The following is a 21,509-nucleotide window of genomic DNA, read 5'->3' on the forward strand; positions in this document are numbered from 1 at the left end:
GCTATGCGCTGAGCCGCTTCTCCGGCATGTGGGTCGGCTTCAAGGCGATCTCGGAGATCGTGGAATCAGGCGCGTCCGTCGCGTTGCGCCCGCCGCGCCTCTTCCGCGCGCCCGACTTCACGCCGCCGCCGGGTGGCCTGCACTATCGCTGGCCCGATCTGCCAGGCCCGCAGATCGAGGAGCGGCTGGAGGCCAAGAAGCACGCGGTCTACGCCTTCGCGAAAGCCAATCCGATCGATCGCCACATCTACGACATTCCCCGCGCAACGTACGGCATCGTCACGACGGGTAAGGCGCATCTCGACCTGATGGAAGCGCTGCGGCTGATAGGCCTCGATGAAGCCGCCTGCCGCAGCATCGGCATCGACATCTACAAGGTTGGCATGGTCTGGCCGTTGGCGCTGCATGACGCCATGGCCTTCGTGAAGGGCAAGCGCGAGATCCTCGTCGTCGAGGAGAAGCGCGGCATCATCGAAAGCCAGTTCAAGGAGTACTTTTACGACTATCCCGGCGCGAAGCCCGAGCGCATGGTCGGCAAGCACGACGAAACCGGCGCGCGGCTGATCTCCTGGATCGGCGAATTGTCGCCGCGCGCGCTGGCGTCCGTGCTGGCGCGCCGGCTCGATCCGATGTTTCCGGGCCTCAATCTCGCCGCGCGCGCGGCCGCGCTGCTGCCGGAGGCCGAGCGCACGATCAATGTCCCGGGCGCGACGCGCACGCCCTATTTCTGCTCCGGCTGCCCGCACAATACATCGACAAAGGTGCCGGAAGGATCGAAGGCGCTGGCTGGCATCGGTTGCCACTTCATGGCAAGCTGGATGGACCGCGAGACCTCCTCGCTGATCCAGATGGGCGGCGAGGGCGTGAACTGGGCGGCCTCGTCACGATTCACCGGCCACAAGCATGTGTTCCAGAACCTCGGCGAAGGCACCTATTACCATTCGGGCTCGATGGCGATCCGGCAGGCGATCGCCGCCAAAGCCAACATCACCTACAAGATCCTCTTCAACGATGCCGTGGCGATGACCGGCGGCCAGCCGGTCGACGGCCCCATCAGCGTGCACGCCATCGCACACAGCGTCCGCGCTGAAGGCGTTGCGCGCATCGCGCTGGTGTCGGACGACCCCGCGCAGTTTTCCCCGGCAGACCTTCCTGATGGCGTGACCATTCATCCGCGCGAGGAGATGGACGACGTGCAGCGCGAGCTGCGTGACATCTCCGGCGTCTCGGTCCTGATCTATCAGCAGACCTGCGCCACCGAGAAGCGGCGCCGGCGCAAACGCGGGCAGATGGCCGACCCCAGGCGCTTTGCCTACATCAACGACCTCGTATGCGAGGGCTGCGGCGACTGCTCGATCGAGTCCAACTGCCTCAGCGTCGAGCCGAAGGAGACACCGTTCGGCCGCAAGCGCCAGATCAATCTGTCAGCCTGCAACAAGGACTTTTCCTGCCTCAACGGGTTCTGCCCGAGCTTTGTCACCGTCGAAGGTGCGACGCGCCGGACGAAAAGCGCGAGCCAGATCGACGCAATCGACCGCCCGGCCACGCTTCCCCTGCCCGCTCCCGCCACACTCGACCGTCCCTACGACCTGTTGGTGACCGGCGTCGGTGGCACCGGCGTGATCACGGTCGGCGCCCTGATCGGCATGGCCGCTCACCTGGAGCGCCACGGCGTCTCGGTCCTCGACTTTACCGGCTTTGCGCAAAAATTCGGGCCCGTGCTCAGCTACATCCGCCTTGCCGCGAGTCCCGAGGCGCTGCATCAGGTGCGCATCGACCAGGGCGCGGCGGATGCGCTGATCGGCTGCGACCTCGTCGTCAGCTCCTCGCCAAAGGCATCCGGCACCTATCGCCGCGGCACGCGCGCCGCGATCAACACCGCGGAGATGCCGACCGGTGACGTCGTCCGCTTCCGCGACGCCGATCTCGCCTCGCCCGCCCGCCTGCGCGCGATTGGCCGCGTCATCGGGGACGGCAATCTCGGCACGATCAACGCGAACGCGCTGGCCGAGCGTCTGCTCGGCGATGCCGTCTATGCCAACATCATCATGCTTGGCTTTGCCTGGCAGCGCGGACTGGTTCCGGTCTCGCTGTCGGCGCTGCTGCGCGCAATCGAGCTCAACGGCGTCGCGATCGAGCGCAACAAGCAGGCATTTTCCTGGGGCCGGATCGCCGCCGCCGATCCGGGCTCTCTGCCGAAGGTGGAAGAATCGCCCAAGGCCGAGACGCTGGACCAGCTGATTGACCGGCGCGCCGATTTCCTCACGGCCTATCAGAATGATGCCTATGCGGCGCGTTATCGGGCGATCGTCACAAAGATCCGCGACACCGAAGCCGCCTTGAACAGCACAGCACTGACCGAGGCAGTCGCGCGCGCCCTGTTCAAGCTGATGGCTTACAAGGACGAGTACGAGGTAGCTCGATTGCACATGCAAAAAGGCTTTCTTGACGAACTGAAGCGCGAATTCAAGGACGGCTTCACAATCCAGTATCACCTCGCCCCGCCGTTCCTGCCGTCCGAACGCGACGCACGTGGCCGCCCGCGCAAGCGCGTCTTCGGTCAGTGGATCCAGATGCCGCTCACCATCCTCGCACGATTGAAGGGATTGCGCGGGACGCCGTTCGATCCGTTCGGCTACACCGCGGAGCGGCGCGCCGAGCGGGAGCTGATCGCCTGGTATGAAGGCCTGATCGAACGAATGCTTGGCAGGCTCGACGCGGCGCATTTGCCCAACCTCGTCGCGATTGCGAAGGCGCCGATGGATATCCGCGGCTACGGCCCGGTAAAGGACGCTGCGATCACGAAGGTAAAAGCCGAGGTCGAGCAGCGCCTCGCTGAGCTCCACGAACCGTCGCCGGCCAAGGTGCGCGCCTACGGTCGACGCGGCAATCGGCATGACGCTTGAGAAAGGACTTGGGCACGAAAAAGGACTTGGCGCGAAGAAGGACTTGGGCGGCTTTCGCCGCCGCGCCGCTTATGAATAGGGATTGATCAGCTTCTGCTGCTCGGCGCTGTGGTGCACCAGCATGTCGATGAACGTCCTGACCTTCGCCGACAGATGGTGGCGATGCGGATAGACCGCGTTCATCGACATCTCGACCGGCCGGTATTCCGGCAGGAGGCGCACCAGCCGGCCGGCGTCGAGATCGTCGCTCACCAGGAATCCGGCTGCCAGACTGACACCTGCGCCCTGCAAAGTCGCCTCGCGCAGGGCTTCGCCGCTGTTGGTGATCAGATTGCCCGACACGCGCACCGAGGCCGGCGTGCCCTTGCGATCGAAGAAGCGCCACTCGTCGAAGGGGTAGTTGACGTGGCGCACGCAATTGTGCTCGGCGAGCTCCTCGAGCGTCTGCACGCGTCCATGTGCCTCGATATAGGCGTGCGAGCAGCACAGCACGTGCCGCCAGGTCGCAAGGCTTCGCACGATCAGGCTCGAGTCGGGTGGCGCGACCATGCGCAGCGCGAGATCATATCCCTCCTCGATCAGATCGACATTGGTCTCGCCCATGCGCAAATCGACCTTGACCTCGGGATAGGTCGCGAGGAATTCCGCCATCACCGGCGCGACGAACTGCACCATGTGGGTCGCGGTGTGGATGCGCAGCGTGCCGCGCGGCGTCGACTGCAGCGCGCCGGCGATGTCGTCGGCCTGTTCGAGATCGGCGAGGATCTGGGTCGAGCGGTCGTAATAGGCCTTGCCGATTTCGGTGAGGCTCACCTTGCGCGTCGTGCGGTTGAGCAGCCGCGCCCCGAGCCGATCCTCCAGCGCCTGGACGTGGTTGCTCACCATGGTCGTCGACATGTTGAGCCGGCGGGCGGCGGCGGAAAAGCCGCCATTCTCGACCACACGGACAAAGGCGGTGAGGCTGGTGAAGCGGTCCATGGCTTGAGGCTCCGATTATCCGCCATTGGTGGATAATGCTTCCGTTATTTCCGGGATTATCACAACCACCGGGACAACGCATCTTACACCCGTCAATGGCGTACCGTTCGAAACGGGCCGCCTGGGAAATGCCGAGGATGCCATGTCGAACGCTTCTTATGTCACTGAAACCAATGAGAAAATCAGCCTCCGCCCATCCCGCCAGGCGATCAAGCGGGCGGCCATCGGCCTGGCGCTGGTCCTCGGCATCACCGTGGCAGGCGACTACGGCTACGATTACCTGAAGAACGGCCGCTACCTCGAATCCACCGATGACGCCTATGTGAAGGCCGATTCCACCATCATCGCGCCGAAGGTCTCGGGCTACATTGCCAAGGTGCTGGTCGGCGACAACGAGAAGGTCAAAGCGGGTCAGACGCTGGCGAAGATCGACGACCGCGACTTCAAGGCCGCGCTTGATCAGGCGCGCGCCGACGTCGCCGCCGGTGAAGCCTCGGTGCGCAACATCGATGCCCAGCTCGAACTGCAGCAACCGATCATCGAGCAGAGCACCGCCGATGTCGCTGCTGCGGACGCCAACCTGAAATTCGCGCAGGAGGAACGCGCCCGCTACGACGACCTGATGAAATCGGGCTCCGGCACGATCCAGCGCGCGCAGCAGACCGATGCGGCGCTGCGCGCCAGCAACGCGCAATTGCAGCATGCCAAGTCAGGCCTCGTCGCCGCGCAGCGCAAGGTCGACGTGCTCACCACCCAGCGCGCCCAGGCCACGGCCCAGCTCGAACGCGCCCGCGCGATCGCGCAGCAGGCGGCGTTGAACCTGTCCTATACCGAGATCACCGCGCCGGTCGACGGCACGGTCGGCGCCCGTTCGCTGCGCATCGGCCAATTCGTGCAGGCGGGCACGCAGTTGATGGCCGTGGTGCCACTTGATGCGGTCTATGTGGTCGCGAATTTCAAGGAAACACAGCTCACGCATGTGCGTCCGGGCCAGCCGGTCGAGCTGCGCGTCGACAGTTTTCGCAATCGCACGCTGCGCGGTCATGTTGACAGCCTTTCGCCGGCCAGCGGACTTGAATTCGCACTGCTGCCTCCCGACAATGCGACTGGCAACTTCACCAAGATCGTGCAGCGCGTCCCGGTGAAGATCGTGCTCGACGACCACAGCCTGACCGGCCTGCTGCGGCCCGGCCTGTCGGCAGTGCCGACTGTCGACACCAAGGCGACTGTGTTAGCCGAGCGTGAGGTCACCAAGCGCGTTGCTGGCAATACGTCTCGCCCGAACGGCGGCTGAGGCCGGGAAGGGCCCGGCAGGATTATCAAGTGCTGCCGGACGATCCTTCCAAGACTTCCCCGATTATCGAAACCATCCGCCTAATGCATCCTGTCTCCCTATCCGAGACGAGGCTTCCATGAGCACGCTCCAGCCGACCATTAACGCCGCCTCCGCTGCCGATCTCCCCGCGCCCGCTGCGGCTCCCGCCGCACCGGCCGTGCCAGCCAAGACCTGGATCGCCGTGATCGGCGCCACGCTCGGCGCCTTCATGGCGGTGCTGAACATCCAGATCGTCAATGCCTCGCTCGCCGATATCCAGGGCGCGATCGGCGCCGGCATCGACGACGGTGGCTGGATCTCGACCTCCTATCTGATCGCGGAGATCGTGGTGATCCCGCTGTCGGGGTGGCTCGCGCAGGTGTTCTCGATCCGCATCTATCTGCTCACCAACGCGATCCTGTTCCTGCTCCTCTCCGCGGCCTGTGCGCTGGCACAGGACCTGCCGCAGATGATCGCGCTCCGCGCCGTCCAGGGCTTCACCGGCGGCGTGCTGATCCCGATGGCGTTCACGCTGATCATCACGCTGCTGCCGCGCGGCAAACAGCCGGTGGGCCTTGCAATGTTCGCGCTGTCGGCGACGTTCGCCCCGGCGATCGGCCCGACCATCGGCGGTTATCTCACCGAGAACTTTGGCTGGCAGTACATCTTTTACGTCAATCTCGTACCAGGCGCGATCATGGTCGGCATGCTCTGGTACGCGCTCGACGCCAAGCCGATGAAGCTGTCGCTGCTGCGCGAGGGCGATTGGGCCGGCATCATCACCATGGCAATTGGATTGTCGGCGCTGCAGACCGTGCTGGAGGAAGGCAACAAGGACGATTGGTTTGGCTCGCCCTTCATCGTCAAGCTGTCCGTCATCGCGGCCGTCGCGCTGACCGCCTTCCTGATCATCGAGCTGACGGTGAAGAAGCCACTGCTCAATTTGCGCCTGCTGGTGCGCCGCAATTTCGGCTTCGGCATGCTCGCGAACTTCCTGCTCGGCATCGCGCTCTACGGCTCGGTGTTCATCCTGCCGCAATATCTGTCACGCATCCAGGGCTACAACGCCGAGCAGATCGGCATGGTGCTGGCCTGGACCGGCCTGCCGCAGCTCGTGCTGATCCCGCTGGTGCCGCGCCTGATGCAGAAGTTCGATGCGCGTATCGTCATCGGCGTCGGTTTCGTCCTGTTCGCAGGCTCCAACTTCATGAACATCTACATGACCAACGACTACGCCGCCGACCAGCTCTTGTGGCCCAACATCGTCCGCGCGATCGGCCAGGCCCTGGTGATGGCGCCGCTGTCGGCGGTCGCGACCGCTGGCATCGAGCCGGAGAACGCGGGCTCGGCCTCCGGCCTGTTCAACATGATGCGCAATCTCGGCGGCGCTGTCGGCATCGCGCTCTTGCAGACCGTGCTGACCAAGCGCGAGCAATATCACTCCAACGTGCTGATGCAGTCGGTCTCGATGTTCGAGCAGGCCACCCGCACGCGGCTGGAGCAGCTCACTCAGTACTTCATCAATCACGGCGTCCTCGACCGCGCGGATGCGTCGCATCGCGCCTATGTCGCGATCGGCCATATCGTGCAGAAGCAGGCTTACATTCTTGCCTTCAGCGACACTTTCTATCTGCTCGGCATGGCACTGATCGTCGCCCTGATCGCCGTCCTCTTCCTGAAGAAATCCGGCCAGGCCTCGGCCGGTGGCGTCCACTGAGATCAACCCCTAAGCAAGGAGAACGACCATGAAACCCCGCATGAACTACTACCAGGCGGCACCCGACACGGTGAAAGCGCTGATGGCGCTGGAGACGCAGATCCAGTCCACAGGACTCGAGAAATCGCTGATCGAGCTCGTCAAGATCCGCGCATCGCAGATCAACGGCTGCGCCTTCTGCATCAACATGCACACCGAGGACGCCCGCAAGCGCGGCGAGACCGAGCAGCGCATCTACCTGCTCAATGCCTGGCGCGAATCCCCGCTCTACACCGACCGCGAGCGCGCCGCGCTGGCCTGGACCGAATCGGTGACGCTGATCTCCCAGACGCACGCCCCCGACGACGTCTACGAAGAGGTCCGCGCGCAGTTCTCCGATGGGGAAACGGTGAACCTCACCATGCTGATCGGCGCCATCAACGCCTGGAACAGGATCGCAATTGCGTTCCGCGCGGTGCATCCGGTGAAGGTGAAGGCGTCGGTGGCGTGAGGGGCGGTATCTCCCCACGCAAGACTGTCATGCCCCGCCACCGGGTCTCGCCTTCGGCGAGCCCGATGACAGGCTCCGGCGGGGCATCCAGTATTCCAGAGGCCGTAGTGATCCAACCGCGAAGCCGCGGCGTACTGGATCGCCCGCCCCAGTGCGCAATTGCGCACAAGGCGGGCGATGACAGCGGAGAGTGTAGCCTAAACGGCCGTCGCCTTGGCGAACTCCACATAGATCTCACGAAGGCGCGTTGCCATCGGACCGGGCTTGCCGTCGCCGACCTTCGTGCCGTCGATAGCGACCACGGGCTGAACGAACAACGAAGCTGAAGTGGCAAAGGCTTCCTTCGCAGCAAGCGCCTCGGCTATCGTGAAGGAACGCTCCTCGACGCGGAGCTGGCGCTCCTCGGCGAGCGCCACCACGGCCTTGCGGGTACAGCCCGGCAGGATCGCGTTGGAGTTTTTCCGCGTCACGATGACGTCGTCCTTGGTGAGGATGAACGCCGAGGACGAGCCGCCTTCGGTGACATAGCCGTCCTGCAGCATCCAGGCTTCGCCGGCGCCGGCTTCGGCTGCGGCCTGCTTCGCCAGCACCTGCGCCAGCAGCGCCACGCTCTTGATGTCGCGGCGCTCCCAGCGGATGTCGGGCACCGTGATCACATTGATGCCGGTCTTCGCCGAAGCGGCGTTGATGATGTCCTTTTCGGAGGTGAACATCACCAGGCTCGACTTGACGTCGCCCTTGGGGAAGGCGAAGTCGCGGCCCTTGTCGGCGCCGCGCGTGACCTGGAGGTAGACGAGGCCGTTCACGACCTTGTTGCGCGCAATGAGCTCCTTCTGAAGCTCGGTGATGCGCTCGACCGTCTCCGGCAGCTTCAGCTTGATCTCGCCGACCGAGCGCTCCAGCCGCGCCAGATGCGAGGCGTTGTCGACCAGCTTGCCATCGAGCACGGCTGAGACCTCGTAGATGCCGTCGGCAAACAGGAAGCCGCGATCGAGGATCGAGACTTTGGCGTCCGAGAGCGGGACGAATGAGCCGTTGACATAGGCGATCGGGTCCAAGGCAGGTCTCCTGGCGGGAAAGGGGGATTTACCTGCCCGTATACGGGATTTGGCGAGGTCGATAAACCCTACTCTTCGTCATTCCGGGGCGCGCGTAGCGCGAGCCCGGAATCCATAACCACCATCGGGAGTATGGATCCCGGACTCGCGCTACGCGCGCCCCGGGATGACGGCAGAAAGTTAATGCGACAGAATCTTCGACAAGAACTTCTGCGCGCGGTCGCTGCGCGGCTTGCCGAAGAAGTCGTCCTTCGGGGCGTCCTCGACGATCTCGCCGCGGTCCATGAAGATCACGCGGTTGGCGACCTTGCGGGCGAAGCCCATCTCGTGGGTGACGACCATCATGGTCATGCCTTCGCGCGCGAGGTCGACCATGACGTCGAGCACCTCGCTGATCATTTCAGGATCGAGCGCCGAGGTGGGCTCGTCGAACAGCATGGCGATGGGGTCCATGGCGAGCGCGCGCGCAATGGCGACGCGCTGCTGCTGGCCGCCGGAGAGCTGCGCCGGGAATTTCTGGGCATGCTCCTTCAGGCCGACGCGGTCGAGCAGCGCCATGCCCTTGGTCACTGCCTTACCGTGCTCCCGCCCCAGCACCTTCTCCTGGGCGAGGCAGAGATTGTCGATGATCTTCAGGTGCGGGAACAGCTCGAAATGCTGGAACACCATGCCGACGCGCGAGCGCAGCTTCGGCAAATTGGTCTTGGGATCGTTGACCTTGATACCGTCGATGGTGATGTCGCCCTTCTGGAAGGGCTCCAGCGCGTTGACGCATTTGATCAAGGTCGACTTGCCGGACCCGGAGGGACCGCACACCACCACCACCTCGCCCTTCGCAACACTGGTGGTGCAGTCGGTCAGCACCTGGAAGGTCGAGCTGTACCATTTATCGACGTGGCTGATTTCGATCATGACGGACCCTAGCGAACGATAGCGATGCGCGACTGCAGGCGGCGAACGCCGAACGACGCGACACAGGAGATGGTGAAGTAGACGATGGCGGCAAACAGATACATCTCGACCAGACGTCCATCACGCTGCGCGACCTTGCTGGCGGCCCCGAGGAAATCGGTGATCGACAGCACGTAGACCAACGAGGTGTCCTGGAACAGCACGATGGTCTGCGTCAGCAGCACCGGCAGCATGTTGCGGAACGCCTGCGGCAGCACGACGTAGCGCATGGTCTGGGCGTAGCTCAGGCCGAGCGCGCTGGCTGCGGCTGGCTGGCCGCGCGAGATCGACTGGATGCCGGCGCGCATGATCTCGGAGAAATACGCAGCCTCGAACATGATGAAAGTGATCAGCGAGGAGGCGAAGGCGCCGACGGTGATCGGGCGCGAGGCGCCGGTCAGCCACTGCCCGATATAGGGGACCAGGAAGTAGAACCAGAAGATGACCAGCACCAGCGGCAGCGAGCGCATGAAGTCGACATAGAGGCCGGCGATGCGGCCGAGCGTCTTGTAGCCCGAGAGCCGCATCAGCGCGATCGCGGTGCCGAAGATCAGGCCGCCGAGCGCAGAGAGCGCCGTCAGCATCACGGTGAAGCTCATGCCCTCGTAGAACAGATATGGCAGCGCGCGGACGATGACGTCGAAATCGAAATTGCTGAACATGGCGCTATCTCCCCGTGATGTAGCCGGGGATCGCGACATAGCGCTCGAGTAAGCGCATCGCGGTCACGACGACGGCGTTGACGAGGAGGTAGAGGATCGTGGCGGCGGTGAAGGCCTCGAACACCTGGAACGAGAATTCCTGCATCGAGCGCGCCTGTCCGGTCAGCTCGAGCAGGCCGATGGTGATCGCGACCGCGGTGTTCTTGATGGTGTTGAGGAACTCCGAGGTCAGCGGCGGCAGGATGATGCGGAAAGCCATCGGCAGCAGCACGTAGCGATAGCCCTGCACAGTCGTCAGTCCGAGCGCCGTCGCTGCCATCCGTTGCCCGCGCGGCAGCGAGCCGATGCCCGCCTGCAATTGCACGGCGACGCGCGCCGACATGAAGAGGCCGATGCCGATCGCGGCGGTCCAGAACGGCGCGTTCGGCAATTGCTTCAGCCACAGGCCGGCTTCCTTCGGCAGCAGTTCCGGCAGCACGAAGAACCACAGGAACAGCTGCACCAGCAGCGGCATGTTGCGGAAGAATTCGACGTAGCAAAAGCCGAACCAGTTCGCGCCCTTTAACGGCAGCGTGCGCATCACGCCGACGATCGAGCCGGTGACCAGTGCGATGATCCAGGCCAGCACCGCGGTCTTCAGGGTCAGCGCCAGTCCCGACAGCAGCAAGTCGAGATAGGTGCCGGTCCCCATCGGGTTCGGCTGGAAAAAGATTCCCCAGTTCCAGTTGTAGTTCACGTGTCCCTCGCGCGAACGCGCCCTTCAGAGAGGTTCCGGGCGCCTATGCAAATGTCCGGCCACTCTGGTGTCAAGAGTGACCGGACATCATTCTGATCCCAAGGCTGGATCGGGACTTACTTATAGTCGTCCGGATTCGGCGAGTCCGAGGGCTTGGCGAACTCGTGCTTCAGCTCGTCGGAGATCGGGGTGCTGAGGTTCAGCCCCTTCGGTGGGATCTTCTGGGTGAACCACTTGTCGTAGATTTTCTGGCCTTCGCCGGAGGTGTAGAGCGCAGCGGTCGCCGCATCGACCACCTTCTTGAAGGGCGCGTCGTCCTTGCGCAGCATGATGCCATAGGGCTCGGGCTTGGAGAACGCGTCCTTCGAGATCACGTAGTCGGACGGATTCTTCGAGCCGGCGACGAGGCTGGCGAGCAGGATGTCGTCCATGACGAAGGCGACCGCGCGGTCGGTCTCGACCATCAGGAAGGCTTCGGCGTGGTCCTTGGCCGGGATGATGTTGGCGCCGAGCTTTTTCTCAACGTTGGCCTCGGTGAGCTGCTTGATGTTGGTGGTGCCGGCGGTCGAGACCACCGTCTTGCCCTTGAGGTCGTCGATAGACTTCAGGCCACTCGACTTCTTGAAAACGTAGCGGCTCGCGGTCAGGAAGTGGGTGTTGGTGAACCCAACCTGCTTCTGGCGCTCGGCGTTGTTGGTGGTCGAACCGCATTCGAGGTCGATCGTGCCGTTGGCCATCAGCGGGATGCGGGTCGCCGAGGTGACCGGGTTGAGCTTGACCTCGAGCTTGTCGAGCTTGAGCTCCTTCTTCACGGCGTCGACGATCTTGTAGCAGATGTCCATTGCGAACCCGACGGGCTTCTGGTTGTCGTCCAGATAGGAGAACGGGATCGAGGAGTCGCGGAAGCCCAGCGTGATAGCGCCGGTGTCCTTGATGTTCTTCAACGTGCCGGTTAGTTCCTGGGCTCCGGCCTGGCTGACGGCGAAGGTGGCGACAAGCGCGAGGCCGATGCTACGGATATGTTTCACTTTTTCTCCCCTTTCAAGATGATGCGGGCGGATGCAAGCACAAATCGGACCGAAATAGAATGTGACTTTCGACGGGATCGCGGCTCAGGTTAGCGGTCTTGCTAGTGGTCTTGTTAGTGGTCCTGGCAATTCCCCGAGATCCCAGAACAGCCCGGCCATCACCGTCAAGGCCTCTTCGGTCAATGGCAGCAGGATGTGCTCATTGGGCGCATGCTGGGAGCAGCCGGGATAGGAGTGCGGGACCCAGATCGTCGGCAGGCCCAGAATCTCGGAAAACACGTCGTTGGGCAGCGAGCCGCCGAAGTTCGGCAGCACCGCCGGCGCCTTGCCGGTGGTCTCCTTCACGGAATCCGCAGCCCAGTTGATCCAGGGGCTGTCGAAATCGGTCCGCGAGGCGGCGAAGCTCTGGGCCGCCCGGACCTCGATCATCGGAAAGCCCTTCTGGACCAGATGCGCGCGGATGGCCTCGATCAGCCCATCAATTTTGGTGCCGACCACGAACCGCAGTTGCAGCACGGCATTGGCGCGGCCGGGAATGGCGTTCGCCGGCTTCTCGATATTGCCCGACGACATCGCCAGCACTTCCAGCGTGTTCCAGGCATAGAGCCGTTCGGCCGCCGACAGGCCTTCCTCGCCCCAGTTCTCCGCGAGCGCCGGCTCGTCCTCGGTCGGCACCACCTGCACGTCCGCAAGATAGCTGCGGATCTGGTTGGTGAGCCGCGGCGGCTTCAGCGCGTCGAGCTGGAGGCGACCGTGACCGTCGACCAGCGTCGAGATCGCGTTGACCAGAATAGTCGCGGGATTGGCGAGCACGCCGCCCCAATTGCCGGAATGGTGGCCGCCGTCGCGCAAGGCTACGTCGAGATGGATGCGGATGCCGCCGCGACAACCGAGGAACAGCGTCGGACGGTCGGCCGACAGGCGCGGCCCGTCGGAGGCCATGAACAGATCGGCCTTGAGCGCGTCGCGATTGAGGTCGCAGACCTTGCCGAGATCGGGCGAGCCGATCTCCTCGCCCATCTCGACGATGAACTTGGCATTGAAGCCGAGCTTGCCGCCGCGGGCGTCGCACACCGCGCGCAGCGCCGCCATGTTGATGCTGTGCTGGCCCTTGTTGTCGGCGGTGCCGCGGCCATAAAGGCGAATACCTGACGTCGTCGTGCGCCAGGGATCGCGGCCATCGCGCCACTCGCCCTCCATGCCGTCGACGACATCGCCATGGCCGTAAATCAGCACGGTCGGCGCCGAGGCGCTCTCGTGATGCTCGGCGAACAGGAACGGCGCCTTGCCGCTGGGCGATTCGACGATGCGGCTCGTAAAATCAAGCGCCGCAAAGGCCGGCTGCATCTCCTGTTCCAGATACGCGCGCAGCTCCGCGCCGCGCGACGGGTTCTGGCTTTCGGTCCGATAGGCGACGCGGCGGTCCAGCTCGGTGAGGAACGCGCCGGATTTGAAATCCTCACGGGCGCGGGCGATGGCGTCGGCTCTGGTCATGACTTGTTTTTCGAGACTTTGATAGGAAGAACCTTACCCGACAGGGGTGGGCCTTCGAAAGTGGCGGGGGCTTGGTTAGTTCTTTGGATTCCGTTCTTGCTCTCTTGAGATTGGCTTGCCAAGCGCAGGAGCGCCGCTGATTTTGGCCTTGCCAAGGTCGTGCCATATGCAAGAACGTCGCCAAGCTCAGGCGCACGTCTATCATTCGAAGAGCGCTCAGTACAGCGCCCCGGGGACTATCATGGCCAAGCAGATCAGGCTCAACGCATTTGCGATGAATTGCGTCGCACACCAGTCACCGGGCCTGTGGACCCATCCGCGCGACCGCACCGCCGAATATAACCGCCTGCCCTACTGGACCGACCTCGCCAAGACGCTGGAACGCGGCCGTTTCGACGGGTTGTTTCTGGCCGACGTGCTCGGCGTCTACGACGTCTATGGCAACAGTCCTGACGCGGCCTTGCGCAATGCAGCGCAGACGCCGTCGAACGAGCCGCTGCTGCTGCTCTCGGCGATGGCGGCGGTGACTGAGAATCTCGGCTTCGGCGTCACCAGCAATCTCTCGTTCGAGCCGCCCTACCCGTTCGCGCGACGGATGTCGACGCTCGATCACCTCACCGAGGGGCGGATCGGCTGGAACGTCGTCACCGGCTATCTCGACAGTGCCGCGCGCGGCGCCGGCAAGGACAAGCAGACCGGGCATGACGACCGCTACGACATTGCCGACGAATATATGGAGGTGGTCTACAAGCTCTGGGAAGGGAGCTGGGAGGACGATGCCGTCCTGCGCGACCGCAAGCGCGGCATCTTCACCGATCCAACGAAGGTTCATCGCGTCAACCATGAGGGCGCGAACTACCGCATCAACAACACCATTCACCTCAGCGAGCCGTCGCCGCAGCGCACGCCGGTGCTGTACCAGGCCGGCACCTCGCCGCGCGGGCGGCAGTTCGCGGCCCGCCACGCCGAATGCGTATTCATGTCGGGACCGTCGGCCAAGGTGATCGCGCCGCGCGTCGCCGCGATCCGGCAGGAGGCCGCTGCGCTTGGCCGCAATCCGGCCGAGATCCTGATGTTCTCGATGATGACGATCATCCTCGGCCGGACCGAGGCCGAGGCGAAGGAGAAATACGCCGACTATCGCCGCCATATCAGCCCCGAGGGCGCGCTGGCGCTGATGTCGGGATGGACCGGTGTCGATTTCTCCGGCTACGACCTCGACCAGCAGGTGCGCCACGTCCAGAACGATGCCGGCCGCAGCGCGATGGACAACGTCACCCGCGCCGATCCCGACCGCGTCTGGACCGTGCGCGACGTCATCGAGCATGTCGGCATCGGCGGCGCCGGCCCTGTCGTGTTCGGCACGCCGGAGATGGTTGCGGACAAGATCGAGCAATGGTTCGAGGCCACCGACGTCGACGGCCTCAACGTCGCGTTCGCGATCTCGCCCGGCGATTTCGAGGACATCGCCGACATGCTGGTGCCGGAACTGACCCGGCGTGGCAGGTACAAGCCGGAGTACGCACAGGGCACGCTGCGGGAGAAGCTGTTCGGCCAGGGCCGGGCAAGGCTCGGCGCCCCGCATCCGGCGGCGGGGTATCGGGTGGGAAAGAAGGGGTAGAGCTGCTGCGCTTCCTCCCCCCCCAAGGGGGGAGGGAGCAGAGCGGAGCGCGCCGCCTACACCTTCCCGTCCACCATCACCTCGATCAGCTTGGTGCCCGGCCGCTTGAACGCCGACGACAGCGTCGCCTTCAGCTCGCTGACATCGCTGACCTTGATCGCCTCACAGCCGAGCGCCTTGGCGACGCCGGCGAAATCCACCGGAGGATCCACAAAATCCATGCCGACATAATTGTCGTCACCATGGAAGGCGAGCAGGCGCTGCTTGATGATGCGATAGCCGCCATTGTTGGCGATGACGACGTTGAGCGGCAGCTTGTGATGCGCGGCCGTCCACAGCGACTGGATCGAATACATCGCGCTGCCGTCGCCGGAGAAGCAAACCACCGGCCGGTCCGGGTTGGCGATGCTGACGCCGACGGAGGCCGGCAGGCCCCAGCCGATGCCGCCGGAGGCAAGGCCGTGATAGCCGTAGCGGTCGCGATGCGGACGCAGCGCCGTGATCTGACGGCTCGAGGTGAGGCCTTCGTCGACGAGGATGGCGTTGCCAGGCATCGCCTCGACCATTTGCAGCACCAGAAAGTCCGGATCGATCGGCGTGCGGCCGGCGCTCTTGCCGATCTGCTCGACCAGCGCAGCGCGGCGCGCGGTCCAGTTCTTCGGTGCGAGTTCGGCAAGGCCCTGCTTTGCGCGTTGCGTCAGGGCCGCGCCGCCCATCTCCTTCAGCACCGGGATCAGCGCGCGCAGGGTCTCCTTCAGGTCCGCCTTGAGCGCAATCTCGGCGCCGTAATTCTTGGCGATCTCCCAATCGGCGAGGCCGACCTGGACGATGCCGAGGCCGTCCGGCAACGCGTCGACCTCGCTATAGACGGACATCCGCAAGGGATCACCGCCGAGCGCAATCAGCAGATCGTAAGGCGCGAGCATATCGCGCGCGACCTTCTGCACGCGCGCCAGCGTACCGACAAAGCTCGGGCTCTCCGAGAGGAAGTGCGAGCCGTAGGGCGTCGAGGATTGGTAAGCGGCTGCGCCGAGCAGCTCGGCAAGCTCGGCGGCCTCCTTCAGAGCATTGCTCTTGACCACCTCATCCATGGTGACGATCACGGGACGTTCGGCCTTGAGCAGACGCGCGGCAAAAGCCTTCAGCGCCTCGTCTGACGGTTTCGTGCGCGCGTCGATGCGGGTGGAACGGCCGAGGTCGATCCCGGCTTCACTGTTCAGGATATCGCCGGGCAGCGAGATGAACACCGGCCCGGTCGGCGGCGTCATCGCGACCTTGGCAGCGCGGCGCACGATGCGCGGCAGATCCTCCAGCCGCGTCACCTCCACGGCCCATTTCACCAGCGGCTCGGCCATGCGCACCAGCGGGCCGTAAAGCACCGGCTCCATCAGGCCGTGGCCCTGCTCCTGCTGGCCGGCGGTGAGGATCATCGGCGTGCCCGTGAACTGGGCGTTGTAGAGCGAGCCCATGGCGTTGCCGAGCCCGGGCGCGACATGGACGTTGCAGGCAACGAGCTTGCCGGAGGCGCGGCTATAGCCATCGGCGATCGCGACCACCAGGCTCTCCTGCATCGCCATCACATAGGTGAGGTCGGGATGGTCCTTCAGCGCGTGCATGACCGGCAGCTCAGTGGTGCCGGGATTGCCGAACAGGTGCGTGATGCCCTCGTCCTTGAGCAGCGCGAGAAAGGCGGAGCGGCCGGTGATCTTGTTCTTCATGTTTCCTCCAGGAGCGGACGTTGCCGCAAGGACGGACGCATGATGGACGAAGTCGCGGGAGAGGCGCAATGGAGCCCGGTCATGGCTGTGTTGCGTCGAAACGCAAACTGCGCTCTCGTGTCCCGGACGCGCTGCAGCGCTCTTGCGCTGCTGCGCAGAGCCGGGACCCAGATTGCGCCGGGCTCGTTGATAGATGGGTCCCGGCTCAGCAGCGCACCGCCGAAGAGGCGCTGCGCTGCGTCCGGGGCACGAGAGTAGAATGTGCGGCGCGCGCTACATCTCGTCCCGCCCCAGCTCGAACGGATCCTCGCCGCCCCCGCGCTTCTTCTTTTTCGAACGCTGCCAGACCACACCGGGAAAGCCCTTCAGCGGCACCAGCGGCTCACCGGTGTAGGCCCATTCCTGCAGCTCTTCGATGGCGATGTGATAGAGCGGCTGGCGGCCGGTGCGCTCTCTGAACAGCGCGCGCGGGATGTTGACCATGTGCGGGCCGCGCGGGCGCTCATAGGCGATCGGTGTGCCGCAATGGGAGCAGAAGCTGCGCGCGGTTTTCGTTGCCTTGTCCTCGTAGCGGGTGAGCGCGGTCTGGCCCGAGGTGACGCGAAAGCGCTTCTTCCAGCTTCCAACATAAGTCGCGTAGGCCGCGCCGTGGGCACGGCGGCTGGCCGCCGAATGATCGTGCCAGGCCCAGCGCGCGGGAACGTCGATCTCGAAGGTGACCTTGCCGCAGAGGCATTGCCCGGTGGCGGTTCCTGCGGCGGCTGCGGCTTTGGCCATGGTGTTTCCTCAGTATCTTTGCGAGGAATGACAATACACAATTGTCATTCCGGGACGCGCCGAAAGGCGCGGGCCCGGAATCCATCGAGCCGCAGGTTCAGACGGAGAAATGGATTCCGGGTTCGCTCCGCGTCGCCCCGGAATGACGGAGGAAGCCCGTAGCCCGGATGAGCGAAGCGACATCCGGGGAGATTAGAGGTTCAGACGAAAGTCCCGGATATCGCTACGCTCATCCGGGCTACGAAGTCGCCTAGGCCGGCGCCAGTTCGTCATACATGGGATAGTCCGTATATCCCTTCTCCTCACCGCCATAGAACGTCGCGCGATTGTACGGCGTGATCGGGTAGTCGTGCTCCAGGCGCCGCAGCAAATCGGGATTGGAGATGAAGATGCGGCCGAAGGCGATGATGTCGGCATGGCCGTCGGCGATCGCGGCATTCGCGGTCTCACCGGTGAAGCCGCCGGCTGTCATCAGCACGCCGCTGTAGTGCGGACGGAACAGCACCATCGCTGACGGCACGTTCTGCCAGTTGACGTCGGCGCGGCCGGCGCCGCTGGAACGCGGCTCGATGAAGTGCAGATAGGCGAGACCCAGCTTGTCGAGCGCCTTCACGACGTGGGTGTAGAGCGGCATCGGGTCCGGTTCACCGGAATCGTTGGCGATGCCATGGGGCGACAGCCGCACACCAACCCGGTTCGCGCCCCAGACGTCGATCGCGGCCTGCGTGACTTCGAGCAGAAGCCGCGCGCGGTTCTCAATCGAGCCGCCATATTGATCGGTACGCTGGTTGCTGCGCGACTGCAGGAATTGCTCCAGCAGATAGCCGTTGGCCCCGTGGATCTCGACGCCGTCAAAGCCGGCTGCGAGTGCGTTCTTCGCGCCCTGCCGGAACGCCTCGACAACGCCCTTGACCTCCCCGGTCTCCAGTGCGCGCGGCGTCTCATAGTCCGAAATCTTGCCGTCGGCGGTCATCGCCTTCATGCCGTCGGCCTTGATCGGAATCGCCGAGGCCGAGACCGGCAGCGCGCCACCATGATACGATGAATGCGAGACACGGCCGACATGCCAAAGCTGGAGGAAGATGATCCCGCCCTTGGCGTGCACGGCATCCACCACCTTGCGCCAGCCTGCGATCTGCGCCTCGGAATAGATGCCCGGCGTCGCCGGATTGCCGCGGCCGTGCGAGAGCACAGGCGACGCTTCCGCAATGATCAGGCCCCCCGGCGTTGCGCGCTGGCCATAATATTCGGTGTTGAGCGGTCGCGGCGAAAAGCTCTCGCGCTCAGCCCGCATGCGCGTCAGCGGCGCCATCGCGACGCGATGCGCGAGCTTGTACGGACCGACCTGCAACGGCTTGAACAACGCCTCGAATTTCATGTGGGCCCCGAATGGCTATGAAAGGATGCGGATCATATAGCGAGGGGCGGCCCTTCGAAAAGGCGCCGCCCCCTATAAAAGCGGATATTCCCTCCCGCGGAACGTGCGAGAGGATACGTCTTACGCCGTCTTGATCCAGACGGCCTTCACGTTGAGATATTCCTCGACATGCTGCTTGCCGGACTCGCGGCCGTAGCCGCTCATCTTGTAGCCGCCGAAGGGCACGGCCGGGTCCATCGCCTGGTAGCAGTTCACCCAAACCGAACCGGCGCGCAGGCTCTTGGCAACCGCATGTGCCTTGCTGACGTCGCGCGTCCACAGGCCGGAACCGAGGCCGAACGTGGTGTTGTTGGCGCGCTTGACCAGCTCGTCCATGTCCTTGAACGCGATCGCGGAGATGACGGGACCGAAGATCTCTTCCTGCGCGATGCGCATGTTGTCCTGGACACCGGCGAACACCGTCGGCGACACGAAGAAGCCCTTCGAGAGCGCGCCTTCGGTGACGCGGCCACCGCCGGCGAGCGCCCGTGCGCCTTCCTTCTGGCCGATATCGAGATAGCTGGTGACGCGTTCGAGCTGCTGCTCCGAGACCAGCGGGCCGATTTGCACGTTGGGATCGAGGCCGTTGCCGACCTGCAGCTTCTTGCCGAACTCGGCGACGCGGCCGACGAATTCTTCATAGATCGACTGCTCGACGAACAGGCGCGTGCCGGCGCTGCAGATCTGGCCGGAGTTGGCGAACACCGCCATCGCGGCGCCCGGCACGGCGGCATCGAGATCGGCATCCGCGAACACGATGTCCGGCGACTTGCCGCCAAGTTCGAGCGAGACGCGCTTGAGGTTGCCGGCGGAGGCGCGGATGATCGACTGTCCCGTGACATGCGAGCCGGTGAAGGCGACCTTGTCGACGTCGTGGTGCGAGGCGAGCGCCGCGCCCGCGGTCTCGCCATAGCCGGGTACGACGTTGATGACGCCGGGCGGAATGCCGGCTTCCATCGCCAGCTCGGCGATGCGGAGCGAGGTCAGCGGCGCCTCTTCGGCGGGTTTAAGCACCACCGTGCAGCCGGTCGCGATTGCCGGACCGATTTTCCAGATCGTCGCAGTGAGCGGGCCGTTCCAGGGAATGATGGCGCCGACGACGCCGATCGGCTCCTTCAGCGTGTAGGAGAAGATTTCGCCCGGCAGCGAGTTCTCGATGGTCTCACCATGGATCGCGGTGGTCTGGCCGGCGTAATAGCGCAGCATGCCGACGGCGCGCAGACGATAGGCGCGGGTGCGGCTGAGGGGCGCGCCCATGTCGATCGTATCGAGCTGCGACAATTCGTCGAAATTCTTCTCGACGAGGTCGGCGAGCTTGAGCAGCAGGTTCTGCCGCTCGAACGGCTTGACCTTGCTCCACGGTCCTTCGAAGGCGCGGCGGGCGGCCGCGACCGCACGATCAATGTCTTCCTTGTCGCCCTCGGCGACGGTTGCGAGCAATTCGCCGGTGGCGGGGTTATAGGTCTCGAAGCGCTTGCCGGAAGCGGCGTCGACCCACTTCCCGTCGATAAGCATCTGCTTGTAGGACCCGTTGGCGAACGGATGGCGCGTGATCGGAATAGCCTGCGACACAGCCATGGCTGCACTCCCTGTGAGGTGATTGATTGGGTTCGATCTGGGCGGGATCGTTAAGTCGAGAAGAATACAGCGGTGCCGGATAGGCGTAAAGGCGGCGTGGAACGAAGACCTCCCATGCTGACTTGTGCAGGGTCGCGCCCTCGGCATGTTATAGCAGCACGACCGAAGTCCTCCCCCGGAGACAATCCATGCCACACTCCGCCATCGTCAAAGACAATGTTGCCGTGATCACGGGCGGCGCGTCCGGCATCGGATTGGCCGCCGCCATGGCCTTTACGCGCGCCGGCATGAAAGTGTGCATCGCCGATGTCGACCAGACGCGGCTGGCGGAGGCCGCAGCAAAACTGTCATCCGCAACGAGCGCCACACATGTGATGACGTTCGCGGTCGATGTCAGCAACGCCGAAAGCGTAACGGATCTGGAGCGTGCCGTGCGCGAGCGCTTCGGCGGTAGCGACATCCTCATGAACAATGCCGGCATCCAGCCCGGCAGCACGCTCTTCGGCGAGCCCAACAACTGGCACCGCGTCATCGACGTCAACATGTGGGGCATCATCAACGGCTCCCGCATCTTCGCCCCCAACATGATCGCGCGGCAAGGTCGGCCTGATCATCAATACCGGCTCGAAGCAGGGCATCACCACGCCGCCCGGCGATCCCGCCTACAATGTCTCCAAAGCCGGCGTGAAGGCGTTCACCGAGGCGCTCCAGCACGAGCTGCGCAACACCAGGGATTGCCGCATCACGGCGCATCTGCTGATCCCCGGCTTCGTCTTCACCGGCCTGACCGCCAAGGGCCGCACCGAGAAGCCGGCCGGTGCCTGGACGCCGGAGCAGACGGTGGACTTCATGCTTGCGCGGCTGGAAGCCGACGACTTCTACATCCTCTGCCCGGACAACGACGTGCCGCGCGCTCTCGATGAGAAGCGCATGCTGTGGGCCGCCGGCGATATCGTCCAAAACCGCCCGCCGCTGTCGCGCTGGCACCCGGATTACGCGGATGCGTTCGCAAAGTTCGTGAAGGGGGAGTAGGCTTGCACCGCTCTCTCCCTCCCTCGCCCGG

The 21,509-nt window shown here is 64.4% G+C and carries 16 protein-coding genes and 1 pseudogene; 6 read left to right on the top strand and 11 right to left on the bottom strand.

Annotation, left to right across the window (positions count from 1 at the left end; genetic code table 11):
• Positions 1–2,906: indolepyruvate ferredoxin oxidoreductase family protein (locus AC629_RS15350; protein ID WP_084805551.1), on the top strand; the 2,906-nt coding region annotated here is incomplete at its 5' end.
• A 69-nt stretch (positions 2,907–2,975) separates the two neighbouring features.
• Here AC629_RS15350 and AC629_RS15355 read toward each other — a convergent pair.
• Positions 2,976–3,884: a LysR family transcriptional regulator gene (locus AC629_RS15355; RefSeq protein ID WP_084805552.1), complete on the bottom strand. Its 909-nt coding sequence runs from the start codon at positions 3,882–3,884 to the stop codon at positions 2,976–2,978.
• Between the two features lie 142 nt (positions 3,885–4,026).
• Here AC629_RS15355 and AC629_RS15360 point away from each other — a divergent pair, with 142 nt between their 5' ends.
• The 3 genes from AC629_RS15360 to AC629_RS15370 all read left to right on the top strand — a co-directional run bounded on the left by AC629_RS15360 (position 4,027) and on the right by AC629_RS15370 (position 7,406).
• Positions 4,027–5,178 (top strand): HlyD family secretion protein, encoded by a 1,152-nt coding sequence (locus tag AC629_RS15360; RefSeq protein ID WP_084805553.1) that lies wholly within the window; start codon positions 4,027–4,029, stop codon positions 5,176–5,178.
• Between the two features lie 118 nt (positions 5,179–5,296).
• Complete coding sequence (locus AC629_RS15365; protein ID WP_084805554.1) at positions 5,297–6,916, top strand: MDR family MFS transporter; 1,620 nt, start codon at positions 5,297–5,299, stop codon at positions 6,914–6,916.
• A 28-nt stretch (positions 6,917–6,944) separates the two neighbouring features.
• Positions 6,945–7,406: a carboxymuconolactone decarboxylase family protein gene (locus AC629_RS15370; protein WP_084805556.1), complete on the top strand. Its 462-nt coding sequence runs from the start codon at positions 6,945–6,947 to the stop codon at positions 7,404–7,406.
• Between the two features lie 197 nt (positions 7,407–7,603).
• On the opposite strand, the gene AC629_RS15375 is transcribed toward AC629_RS15370, so the two are convergent.
• The 6 genes from AC629_RS15375 to AC629_RS15400 all read right to left on the bottom strand — a co-directional run bounded on the left by AC629_RS15375 (position 7,604) and on the right by AC629_RS15400 (position 13,335).
• On the bottom strand, positions 7,604–8,464 hold the full coding sequence (locus AC629_RS15375) for a D-amino-acid transaminase (RefSeq protein ID WP_084805559.1): 861 nt from the start codon (positions 8,462–8,464) through the stop codon (positions 7,604–7,606).
• A 180-nt stretch (positions 8,465–8,644) separates the two neighbouring features.
• Positions 8,645–9,376 (bottom strand): amino acid ABC transporter ATP-binding protein, encoded by a 732-nt coding sequence (locus AC629_RS15380; protein ID WP_084805560.1) that lies wholly within the window; start codon positions 9,374–9,376, stop codon positions 8,645–8,647.
• 8 nt (positions 9,377–9,384) lie between these two features.
• Positions 9,385–10,077, bottom strand: coding sequence for an amino acid ABC transporter permease (locus AC629_RS15385; protein ID WP_084805561.1), 693 nt, complete (start codon positions 10,075–10,077; stop codon positions 9,385–9,387).
• Positions 10,078–10,081: 4 nt separating this feature from the next.
• A complete protein-coding gene (locus tag AC629_RS15390) occupies positions 10,082–10,813 on the bottom strand; it encodes an amino acid ABC transporter permease (RefSeq protein ID WP_084805562.1) in 732 nt (243 codons plus the stop codon).
• Between the two features lie 116 nt (positions 10,814–10,929).
• A complete protein-coding gene (locus AC629_RS15395) occupies positions 10,930–11,841 on the bottom strand; it encodes an amino acid ABC transporter substrate-binding protein (protein WP_084805563.1) in 912 nt (303 codons plus the stop codon).
• 84 nt (positions 11,842–11,925) lie between these two features.
• Positions 11,926–13,335, bottom strand: coding sequence for a M20 family metallopeptidase (locus tag AC629_RS15400; protein ID WP_084805565.1), 1,410 nt, complete (start codon positions 13,333–13,335; stop codon positions 11,926–11,928).
• A 241-nt stretch (positions 13,336–13,576) separates the two neighbouring features.
• Between AC629_RS15400 and AC629_RS15405 the strand changes: the two genes are divergently transcribed.
• Positions 13,577–14,956 (top strand): LLM class flavin-dependent oxidoreductase, encoded by a 1,380-nt coding sequence (locus AC629_RS15405; protein WP_084805567.1) that lies wholly within the window; start codon positions 13,577–13,579, stop codon positions 14,954–14,956.
• Between the two features lie 56 nt (positions 14,957–15,012).
• On the opposite strand, the gene AC629_RS15410 is transcribed toward AC629_RS15405, so the two are convergent.
• From AC629_RS15410 to AC629_RS15425, 4 genes are all read right to left on the bottom strand, one after another.
• Positions 15,013–16,674, bottom strand: coding sequence for a thiamine pyrophosphate-binding protein (locus AC629_RS15410; protein ID WP_084805569.1), 1,662 nt, complete (start codon positions 16,672–16,674; stop codon positions 15,013–15,015).
• Positions 16,675–16,947: 273 nt separating this feature from the next.
• The gene (locus AC629_RS15415) at positions 16,948–17,451 is read right to left on the bottom strand and encodes a GFA family protein (RefSeq protein ID WP_084805571.1); all 504 of its coding nucleotides are present in this window, start codon (positions 17,449–17,451) and stop codon (positions 16,948–16,950) included.
• Between the two features lie 250 nt (positions 17,452–17,701).
• Positions 17,702–18,829, bottom strand: coding sequence for an alkene reductase (locus AC629_RS15420; protein WP_084805573.1), 1,128 nt, complete (start codon positions 18,827–18,829; stop codon positions 17,702–17,704).
• A gap of 120 nt (positions 18,830–18,949) precedes the next feature.
• Positions 18,950–20,446 carry an aldehyde dehydrogenase family protein gene (locus AC629_RS15425; protein WP_084805575.1) on the bottom strand — a complete coding sequence of 499 codons (1,497 nt, stop codon included), beginning with the start codon at positions 20,444–20,446 and terminating at the stop codon, positions 18,950–18,952.
• Positions 20,447–20,634: 188 nt separating this feature from the next.
• Between AC629_RS15425 and AC629_RS15430 the strand changes: the two are divergent.
• Positions 20,635–21,478: pseudogene (locus tag AC629_RS15430) on the top strand (SDR family NAD(P)-dependent oxidoreductase).
• Positions 21,479–21,509 lie beyond the last annotated feature (31 nt).

The organism is Bradyrhizobium sp. NAS80.1, assembly GCF_001908205.1.
In the GTDB taxonomy this organism is placed as follows: Bacteria; Pseudomonadota; Alphaproteobacteria; order Rhizobiales; family Xanthobacteraceae; genus Bradyrhizobium.